We start from the raw sequence: 9,794 nt of genomic DNA, 5'->3' as shown, positions 1-9,794 counted from the left end.
CGGTAAGCCGTGTGCGGGAAAACCGCACGCACGGATTGAAAGGGGGATGGGGAAACGGGTCTGCTCTGCAGCCACCGCGCCCCTGACTACCAATGACTGATAAGTCAACGGATCTTGTGGGGGTGCCGGGGGACCGGCCGAAGGATCTTCGGCCGGCCGATCTCGATGCGGTGGACCATAAGATTCTGAGCCTGCTGCACGCCGATGCCCGGATGACCAACCACGCCCTGGCCGAGGAGGTCGGCATCGCGGCGTCCACGTGTCACGGGCGGGTACGGCGGTTGATCGACCTCGGCGTGATTCGCGGTTTCTTCACCGACATCGATCCGGTCGCGGTGGGAATGCCGCTGCAGGCGATGATCTCGGTGACCTTGCAATCCAGCGCGCGCGGCAAGATCCGCAGCTTCATCCACCAGATGCGGGGACGCCGCCAGGTGATGGACGTCTACTTCCTTGCGGGTGCCGACGATTTCATCCTGCATGTCGCCGCCCGCGACACCGAGGACCTGCGTTCCTTCGTAGTGGAGAACCTCAACGCGGACGCCGACGTCGCCGGAACTCAGACCTCGCTGATCTTCGAACATCTCCGTGGAGCCGCGCCGATCTAGGCTTAGGATCTGCGGATGAGCGACCCGTGCGTGTCGGCCAGTGTCCAGATCGACGCCCGTCCCGAGGTGGTCTATTCGCTGATCACCGATTTGCCGACGCTGACCTCGCTGGCCGAAGAAGCCGTCGCGATGCGGTGGTGCAAGGGCGATGCGGCGTGTCAGGGGGCGGTGTTCGCCGGCCGTAACGAAAACGGAAGCAAGCGGTGGAACACGCGGTGCACCGTCACCGACGCCGAGCCGGGCCGGCGGTTCGCGTTCGACGTGCGGCACACCGTCTTTCCCATTGCGCACTGGCAATACGACATCGTCGCGTCCGACGGTGGCTGTCTGGTCACCGAAAGCACCTGGGACCGGCGGCCCGGCTGGTTCCGCAAGCTCTCCGGTAGGGCCACCGGCGTCACCGACCGGGTGGCCGCCAACACCAAGAACATCGAGCTCACGCTGCAGCGCCTCAAGCAGCGTGCCGAGGCCGGGTAGCCCCCGGCGAGAAACCCGGTACCGCCGGTTTCGCATATTCGTGCGGCGAACCTATACTTGCCATGCCCGATGTTCACCGAGACGACTGTCAGTCGAAGTAAACGCTGAGGTAGGGGGCCGTATGTTCACCGTCGACGACCGGGCCGCGGGTCCGCATGACGCGTCGCTCGACCGCGAGCGCCTCGTGCTCGAGGCGCGTGATGTGGCCTTCGACTGGGCGGCGCTGCCGGTGCACTACGTGCCCGGCGAGCCGTTTACCACCCACATGCTCAACGTCTTGCACCTGCTGCTGCCCGCGGGCGAGGAGTTTTTCGTCGAGGTGTTCAAGCGCGCCCTGCCGCTGATCCGCGACGACCAGCTGCGCCTGGATGTGCAGGGCTTCATCGGTCAGGAGGCGGTGCATTCGCAGGCACACTCGGGCGTGCTCGCGCGGTTCGACGCCCGCGGCATCGACGTGACGCCCTACACCAGCCAGGTCAACTGGATGTTCGAGAAGGTGTTGGGGTCGCGGCCGGGGTGGAGCAAACGGCGCCGGGACAGCTGGCTGCTCGAGCAGGTCTCGTTCGTCTCCGCGATCGAGCACTACACCGCGATCTTGGGCGAGTGGATCCTGAACACCCCGGCACACGACGCCATCGGCACCGATCCGGTGATGCTGGACATGTTGCGCTGGCACGGCGCCGAAGAGGTCGAGCACAAGGCGGTGGCCTTCGACACGATGAAGCATCTGCGGGCCGGGTATTGGCGGCAGGTACGCGCGCAGCTGGTCGTCTCTCCGGCGATGCTGCTGCTGTGGATCCGTGGCGTGCGCTACCTCTATTCGGTAGACCCGCTGCTGTCGGCCGGCAGCAAGCCGCGCTGGCGTGACTACGTCAAAGCAGTCCGCCGCGGCCTGCTGCCCGGCCCGCTACGATTCCTGCGTGGTATCGCTGATTACTACCGGCCGGGCTTCCACCCGTCGCAATTGGGCGGGCTTGGGCAAGCAGTCGACTATCTGGCCGTCTCTCCCGCAGCGAGGGCGTCGCACTGATCTATGACCATTGACTTCGGATTCACCGCATCCAACGGTGTGGCCCTGGCCGTCCATCGTTACACCGAAATCGACGCGGCGCGGCCAACCATCCTGGCCATTCACGGCTGGCCCGATAATCATCACGTCTGGGACCCGATCGCCGAGGAGTTCGCGCAGAACTACTCAGGCAGGTACAACTTCGTGGCCTACGACGTCCGCGGCGCCGGCGAATCATCGCGTCCGGCAAAGCAATCCGGGTATGCCTTCGAGCATCTGGTGTCCGATCTCGGCGCGGTGATCGACAGCCTGGGCGTCGAGAAAGTCCATCTGCTGGCCCACGACTGGGGTTCGATCCAGGCCTGGGCGGCCATCACCGACGAATCGATGATGGACAAGATCGCGTCGTTCACCTCGATCTCGGGACCGCATCTGCAGTACGCGGGCAGGTTCTTGCGCTCGGCGCGCAACCCGCGGGGGCTGGCCCAGGTCGCGGGCCAGCTGATGGCTTCGACCTATATCGGCTTCTTCCTGTGCCCGGGCGTGCCGGAAGCGGCGTTTCATTCCGGAATCGGCGTCAAAGTCGTTGAGGCAATAGAACGCATCGGCCGATCGAGCACGCGCAGTCAACGCCGCGCGACGCCGCGATCGACCGCGGACTATGTCAACGGGTTGAACCTGTACCGGGCCAACATGCCCGCGCCGATGTTGATGCCCGGACGCGAACTACCGAAGACCAACGTCGCGGTCCAGGTGCTGGTGCCGCGCATGGACCTCTTCGTGACTCCCGCGCTGCAGCGCTTTACCGGCGCGATTCCCGCTGGGGGCAGGGTGGTTTCGATCGAGGGCGGTCACTGGGTGGTGACATCTCGTCCCGATGTGGTGGCCCGGCTCACCAGCGAGTGGATCGATCGCAGTGTCGGCGGCGCGGCCCCCGCCGGCGAGCCCGCGGTGCAAGGCGGCCCGCACGAGATACCGGGCAAGCTCGCGTTGATCACCGGCGCGGGTGCCGGCATCGGCCGGGCCACCGCGGTGGAACTGGCCCGTCACGGTGCTCGCAAGGTGATCATCGTCGATCGAAACCTTGACGCGGCCAACGAAACCGCGGACGCCGTTCGTGCCGCGTGCGCCGAGGCCGTGGTGTACCAAACCGACGTCAGCGACGAAGCGTCGATGAACGACCTTGCCGCCCAAGTCCTCAACGACCACGGTGTGGTCGACATCTTGGTGAACAACGCCGGCATCGGCATGGCGGGCCGGTTCCTGGAGACCAGCTCCGGTAACTGGGAGGACATCATCGGGGTCAACCTGCGTGGTGTCATCACCGGCAGCAGGGCTTTCGGCGCGCAGATGGTCGAGCGTGGCGAGGGCGGGACGATCATCAACGTGGCCTCGGCTTCGGCGTACCTGCCGTCGAAATCCATGGTCGCCTACAGCACCACGAAGGCGGCGGTGCTGGGGTTCAGCGAATCGCTGCGCGCCGACTTCGCCGACGAGGGCATTGCCGTCACCGCGGTGTGCCCCGGATTCGTCAACACCGATATCGCCAAAAATACTGTCTACGCTGGGATGTCGGATGCCGAGCAGGAGCGGGCCCGGGACAAGGCCGACGCGGCCTACCGGCGCCGCAACTACACCCCGCAAGCCGTGGCTGAGGCGATCGTCAAGGCCATCAAGACCGGGCCCGCGGTGCTACCGGTGGCCGCCGAGTCGAGAATCGGCTACGCGATGCGCCGGATCAGTCCCGGCGCCGTGCGGCTGCTCGCACGGCTGGACATTCGGCCGACGTAAGCATGGTGGGGGATTTGCCTGTGCGGGAGAGTATCTGGACCAGTAGGCCCACCGATCTTTACGGTCGGCGCGCCCGGGACCGTCTCGGCACCGTGTTGTGGGGGATTCGGGTGTTGTACGACGGATTCAGCGCGGTGTCGCGGTGGGAGCCGTCGCGGATCAAGCCGGTGCCGCGCACCCGGGCCGCCGTCGTGACCAAGCGTGAACTCGCCGCGCCCGATGTCGTCGCGCTGACCCTGGCCGACCCGGACGGCGGGTTGCTCCCGTCCTGGACGCCCGGCGGTCACATCGACGTGGTGCTGCCCTCGGGCCGGCGCCGCCAGTACTCGCTGTGCGGTCCGCCCGGCCGGCGCGCCGACTATCGCATCGCGATACGCCGAATCGCCGACGGCGGAGGCGGTTCGATCGAAATGCACGACGCGTTCGAGGTGGGCTCCACGCTCCTTTTCGAGGGGCCGCGTAACGCCTTCTATCTCGGGTCCGACGAGCGCGACGTGTTGTTCGTGATCGGCGGCATCGGCGTGACGCCCATTCTGCCGATGATCCAGATCGCCCAGCAACGCGGAATCAGTTGGCGCGCAATCTATGCCGGGCGCAGTCGGGAATACATGCCGTTGCTCGACGAAGTGACGGCGGTGGCCCCGGACCGGATCACCATCTGGGCCGACGATGAACAGGGTCGCTGTGCCGCCGTCGATGACCTGCTCGCCGGCGCCGGGCCGATGACCGCCGTCTACGTGTGCGGCCCAACCGGGATGCTGGAGGCGGTTCGCGTAGCCCGCAACGAACACGCCGATGCGCCTTTGCATTACGAGCGATTCAGTCCGCCACCGGTCGTCGACGGCGTTGCATTCGAACTCGAGCTCGCGCGGTCACAGCGGCTGCTCGACGTTCCGGCCAATCGGTCCGCGCTCGACGTGATGCGAGACCTTGACCCGACCACGCCGTACTCCTGCCAGCAGGGCTTCTGCGGAACATGCAAGGTCAAAGTGCTTGCCGGACAGGTCGACCACCGCGGGCGCGCGGCGGTCGGCGGTGACGAGATGCTGGTCTGCGTGTCGCGGGCGAAAGCCGGCCGGCTCGTCATCGATGCCTGAGCGCTCAGCCCGCCGGCGCTGATCGATGACGTCGGTAGCCCACATGGCGCACCGTTACGCCGGGCAGCGGCTGCCAGACGAGCGTACGGTCGTCAAGTTGAAAGTCGTTGTCTTCGTAGAATTTTCGCGCCGCGTCATTGCGTTCTGCACACCACAGAACCACGTCGCCCGACGGATTGGCATTCACGGCCTTGTTCAGCAGGCGCACACCGACTCCGAGTCCCTTGGCATCGTCGGAGGTGTAGAGGGCGTCGATTTGCAGGTCATCGCTGCTAGCGGACTCGGGCCCGAAGACCGTCATTCCCAATAGCTTGCCGCGGGCCTCGGCAACCCACATGCCCCATCCCGGCTGATTGAGCGCTTCGGGGTACTTCACCGTGACCCACAATTGCGGCGTCGCGATCAGGTCGAGCAGGTAATCGTCCAGGATGCCGGCGAACGACCGCCGCCACACCGGATAGTGCATCGCCGCGACCTTCTCGAAATCGCCCGGTCCGGCCCTGCGGATCTTGACGTCCTTCGATTTCACAGGGCCACCTTAAGGTCAATCCGCCCGGGAGTGCTCAAGGTAGGCGACCAGGGCATTCGTCAGACCGCGCCGTGCCATGTCCAGGTCGGCATAGGAGCCCAGTTGACGCTCGGACACCAGGCCGCGCATCGCGCCCGGGATCAGCGCGGCCAGTTCCCGGACCCGGTCCGGGTCGACGTCGAGCCCGGCGAAGGCGTTCTGACAGGTTTCCAACCAGCTCTTGCCCCAGGAGAACAACTCGGCGGCAGTGCGCGGGTACAAGCGCTCCAGCTCGGCGGGGTCGCGGGGGAGGGCGGCGCGCAGATTTTCGATCGCGCGCGAATCCGGCGACGCCAGACCGCGGTACAAGGTTTCGATGATGGCGCTGACACGCTCGCGCAGGGGGGCGTTCGGTTGGACCGGTGTCGACAGTGACGAGAACGTCGCCGCCCGTCGCTCGGCGGTGCGGTGCAGCACGGCCGCCCAGAACCCGTCGGTGTCGCCGAACTGGTATTGCACCGCGCCCCAGGTGGCGCCGATGTCTTTGGCGATGCGATTGGCCGACACCGACCCCGGCTCGCCCGAGCCGAGCGATCGCAATGCGGCCTCGAGCATGTTCTCGCGAGTCGCGCTGCCGCGCCGGTTGGGCCGCCGGCCGACGATGCCGGCCTCCGAAACGTGCCTGGTAGCCCGCTGTGTCATCGGCCGATCCTAATCGATTGTTTGCGCGTCGCGGCCGAGCGGACTAGATTTTCATAGAGGGTACGTTGATTGTTGACTGGCGCCGCTATCATTCGTTGCGAGGAGGACAGCTCTGATGGCCAAGCCGCCGTTGTCGATGAAACCGACCGGATGGTTCCAGGTCGCCTGGTCCGAGGAGATCGGCGTCGGGGACGTCCACAAGATGAAGTACTTCGACCAGGAGATGGTCGCCTGGCGGGCTGACTCCGGCCAGCTCACCGTTATGAACGCCTATTGCGAGCACTTGGGTGCTCATCTGGGTTACGGCGGCAAGGTCGTCGGCGAGGTGTTGCAGTGCCCATTCCACGGCTGGCAGTGGAGCAACGAGGGCCGCAATGTGTGCATTCCGTATCAGGACCGCCCCAATCGCGGCCGCCGGGTGCGCACCTATCCCGTGGTGGAGCGCAACGAGTCGGTCTACATCTGGCACGACGTCGACCGTCGCGAGCCGTTCTTCGACGCCCCGGACGTGTTCGCCGCGTTCGGCGACGGCCGTAGTGCCGACGGCTACTACCCGCAACAGCGGTTGTACCGCGCCGGCCTGGAGTTGCACCCGCAGTACGTGCTGGAAAACGGGGTGGACTTCGCGCACTTCAAGTACGTGCACAACACGCCGATCGTGCCGGTGTTCACGCGCCACGACTTCGGCGAACCAGTGTCGTTCGTGGACTTCACCATCACCTTCGAGGGCGACGACGGGCAGCGGATCGAGGACGTCAACAGCGGCGTCGAGGCGATCAACGGCGGGCTGGGTATCGCGGTGACCAAGAGCTGGGGCATGGTCGACAACCGCACCATCTCGGCGATCACCCCGGTCGACGAGTGCACGTCCGATGTCCGCTTCATGGTGTACATCGGCCGCGCGCCGCACAAGGATCCGGTCCGCGCCGAGATGAAGGCCCAGGAGTTCGGCCGAGAAGTCATCCGGCAGTTCGAGCAGGACATCGAAATCTGGCAACACCAGCGGTATTCGGATCCGCCCGCGCTCGCCACTGACGAGTACGAAGGGTTCACGGCAATCCGTAAGTGGGCCAAGCAGTTCTATCCCGACGGCATCGGTGGCAGCGCTGCCGAAGTGTACGCAGCATCCCAGAAAGGCTGAATGCAATGAATGCACCCGCTGGACCGATTCGCGTCTTCCAAGTCGGAAGTGGAAACGTCGGGTCGGAGATGATCAGGCGGATCGCGACCCAGCCCGATCTCGAACTCATTGGTGTGCATGCCTATTCGCCGGAGAAGGTAGGAAAGGACACCGGCGAGTTCGCCGGCGTGGGGACCAACGGGGTGAAGTTCACCGGGAGCATCGAGGAAATCATCGCTGCCAAGCCCGACGTGCTGACGTTCCACGGCGTGTTCCCCGACGAGGATCTCTACTTACAGGTGCTTGAGGCGGGCATCGATATCGTCACCACCGCCGACTGGATCACCGGGTGGCACCGCGACACCAACCATCCGCACCCGTCCGGCAAACTGGTAACCCAGTTGCTGGCCGAGGCGTGCGAGAAGGGCGGTGCGACCTTCTACGGCACCGGGATGAACCCGGGGCTCAACCAGATTCTCGGTGTAGTGTGCTCGGCCGACGTCGCCGACATCGAAAACGTCACCACGATCGAGTCCGTCGATGTGTCGTGCCACCACTCCAAGGACACCTGGATCGAGGTGGGTTACGGCCTGCCGGTTGACGATCCGTCGATCCCGGGCAAGCTCGAGAAGTACACCCGCGTGTTCGCCGACAGTGTGCTGCTGATGGCCGACTGCTTCGACGTCAAACTCGACGAGGTCAAGTTCAGTTACGAGTTGGGCGCGTGCACAAAGGATGTCGATCTGGGCTGGTACATCCTGCCCAAGGGTTCGCTGGGCGGCAACTACATCAAGTACCAAGGCATGGTGGACGGGGTGCCCCGAGTCGAGACGCACCTGGAATGGCAGATGACCCCCCATACCGATCCGCACTGGGATATCAAGGGCTGCTACATCACCCAGATCAAGGGCGACCCGTGTATCTACAACAAACACATGATCTTCCCGAAGCCCGGCGTCGACCTGTCCAACCCGGACAACTTCGCCTCCATCGGCATGACGGTGACCGGCATGCCCGCCCTGGCCTCGATCAGGTCGGTGGTAGCGGCGCCGCCCGGGCTGATCACCAGTGCCGACCTTCCGCTGCGCGCATTCGCCGGGCGGTTCAAGCGGTAGCGTCATCGCCCACGATCCTCTCCGGGTGGTGGTAGTCGTTGATGCGCGCGCCGGCTTCAAACTGCGGAGGTGGGATCCATTCGGTGCGACCGTTGGCTAACCTCCTTGTCCGCCAACCCATTCCCGCGAGTTTGTGGTGGGGTCTACACGCGAACGTGAGATTGTCGACATCGGTTGTGCCGCCGCGGGCCCATTCCTCGATGTGGTGGACTTCGCACCAATAGCCCGCAGCGTCGCAGCCCGGGTGCGTACAGCCGCGGTCCTTGGCGTACAGGACCACGCGCTGATCCGGTGTGGCGACTCGGCGCGATCGGCCGAGATACAGTGGCCGGCCTTGATGGTCGTCGAATACGGCAAGGTAGTGGTAGGCGTGGCTCGCCATCCGGATCACATCCCGCATGGGCAGCAGCGTTCCGCCACCCGTTACCGCTCGACCCGCGCCCGTCGTCAGCTCCTGCAGCGTGGTCGACACAATGACGCTGACCGGCAATCCGTTGTGCTGACCGAGCTTCGGATCGCCCAACTGGCCGCGGACCAAAGCATTGAGCGCGTCGTGCTGACGCTGGCCCGGCGTACGCGCATTCCGGCCAACGGCCTCCTCGGCAGGTTCGCCAGTAGTGCAAGGGTATTCATCGTCCGGGTTGCACATGCCGGGCGCGGCGAATCGAGCGAGCCACGCGTCGAGATTGGCGCGCAATTCCGGTGACGCGACGAGCTTTCCGATGCTCATCCCGTCGCTGCGCTGGCCGCACCACGCGAAGCCGCGCCGTCGCGCTCGGTCGGCGTCGGAGAACTTCCCATCGGGATTGATGTGCAGCGCGAGTCGATGTGCGGCCCTTTGTAGCTGATCGGGACGCAGCTTGGTGGCTTGCTGGGCGAGAAATCGTTCGGCATCCTCGACCGTATTGGCGGGCGTCGCTTCCGGAAGGTCGCGGACGAAAGCCTGAATTACCCGCAGATGCTGCGCGTCGAGTTTGCCTGCTCGCCAGACCGTGGCGGTGGCCGCAAGCTCCGGTGGCAGTTCTTCACCGGTGAGGGTTGTGCGGCCGGTTAGTTGTTCGGCGTCCTTGACCCGTCGGCGAGCTTCGGCATAACTGATCCGCAGGCAGTCGGCAATGACCTGGTGGATCGGGCCACCCACGCTCGCCGGCTCCTCGTCGGACAAGCCCGCAATGAGGTCGTGGCTCAACGCAATCTGGCGCCGGCGCGAGGCTTCCATCCGTTCGAGCACTCGCAGCCGGACGGTGGGGCTCAAAGCATCGAAGTGCAGGGCGCCGATCGCGGCGTCGCCCGCGTCGAGTGCGTCCAGGGCGGCGGCCACTTCCGCGCCCACCTCGATCGAATACATGTTCGAATCTTATCGAGCG

10 protein-coding genes are annotated in these 9,794 nt (G+C 65.4%); 7 read left to right on the top strand and 3 right to left on the bottom strand.

Annotated elements, in window-relative coordinates:
- The first annotated feature begins 92 nt into the window (after positions 1-92).
- From AAHS21_RS25965 to AAHS21_RS25945, 5 genes are all read left to right on the top strand, one after another.
- Positions 93-608, top strand: coding sequence for an Lrp/AsnC family transcriptional regulator (locus AAHS21_RS25965; protein WP_342930392.1), 516 nt, complete (start codon positions 93-95; stop codon positions 606-608).
- A 15-nt stretch (positions 609-623) separates the two neighbouring features.
- Entirely contained in the window at positions 624-1,085 is a 462-nt protein-coding gene (locus AAHS21_RS25960) for an SRPBCC family protein (protein ID WP_342930391.1), read from the top strand.
- Positions 1,086-1,206: 121 nt separating this feature from the next.
- A complete protein-coding gene (locus tag AAHS21_RS25955) occupies positions 1,207-2,115 on the top strand; it encodes a metal-dependent hydrolase (RefSeq protein ID WP_342930390.1) in 909 nt (302 codons plus the stop codon).
- A gap of 3 nt (positions 2,116-2,118) precedes the next feature.
- Positions 2,119-3,885 (top strand): SDR family oxidoreductase, encoded by a 1,767-nt coding sequence (locus AAHS21_RS25950; protein ID WP_342930389.1) that lies wholly within the window; start codon positions 2,119-2,121, stop codon positions 3,883-3,885.
- 2 nt (positions 3,886-3,887) lie between these two features.
- The gene (locus AAHS21_RS25945) at positions 3,888-4,982 is read left to right on the top strand and encodes a PDR/VanB family oxidoreductase (RefSeq protein ID WP_342930388.1); all 1,095 of its coding nucleotides are present in this window, start codon (positions 3,888-3,890) and stop codon (positions 4,980-4,982) included.
- Positions 4,983-4,986: 4 nt separating this feature from the next.
- On the opposite strand, the gene AAHS21_RS25940 is transcribed toward AAHS21_RS25945, so the two are convergent.
- Together AAHS21_RS25940 and AAHS21_RS25935 are read right to left on the bottom strand one after the other, a co-directional pair.
- Positions 4,987-5,448: a GNAT family N-acetyltransferase gene (locus tag AAHS21_RS25940; protein ID WP_342930387.1), complete on the bottom strand. Its 462-nt coding sequence runs from the start codon at positions 5,446-5,448 to the stop codon at positions 4,987-4,989.
- A gap of 78 nt (positions 5,449-5,526) precedes the next feature.
- A complete protein-coding gene (locus AAHS21_RS25935; protein ID WP_342930404.1) occupies positions 5,527-6,105 on the bottom strand; it encodes a TetR/AcrR family transcriptional regulator in 579 nt (192 codons plus the stop codon).
- A 202-nt stretch (positions 6,106-6,307) separates the two neighbouring features.
- Between AAHS21_RS25935 and AAHS21_RS25930 the strand changes: the two genes are divergently transcribed.
- On the top strand, positions 6,308-7,333 hold the full coding sequence (locus tag AAHS21_RS25930) for a Rieske 2Fe-2S domain-containing protein (protein ID WP_342930386.1): 1,026 nt from the start codon (positions 6,308-6,310) through the stop codon (positions 7,331-7,333).
- A gap of 5 nt (positions 7,334-7,338) precedes the next feature.
- A complete protein-coding gene (locus tag AAHS21_RS25925; RefSeq protein ID WP_342930385.1) occupies positions 7,339-8,427 on the top strand; it encodes a dihydrodipicolinate reductase in 1,089 nt (362 codons plus the stop codon).
- On the opposite strand, the gene AAHS21_RS25920 is transcribed toward AAHS21_RS25925, so the two are convergent.
- A complete protein-coding gene (locus AAHS21_RS25920) occupies positions 8,417-9,775 on the bottom strand; it encodes an HNH endonuclease signature motif containing protein (RefSeq protein ID WP_342930384.1) in 1,359 nt (452 codons plus the stop codon). The two genes, AAHS21_RS25925 and AAHS21_RS25920, sit on opposite strands and share 11 nt — an antisense overlap.
- Between the last annotated feature and the right edge of the window lie 19 nt (positions 9,776-9,794).

It is taken from the genome of Mycobacterium sp. 050272, assembly GCF_039023525.1.
In the GTDB taxonomy this organism is placed as follows: Bacteria; Actinomycetota; Actinomycetes; order Mycobacteriales; family Mycobacteriaceae; genus Mycobacterium.
The sequence above is the reverse complement of the archived record's forward strand: the minus strand, read 5'-3'. Positions and strand labels throughout refer to the sequence as shown.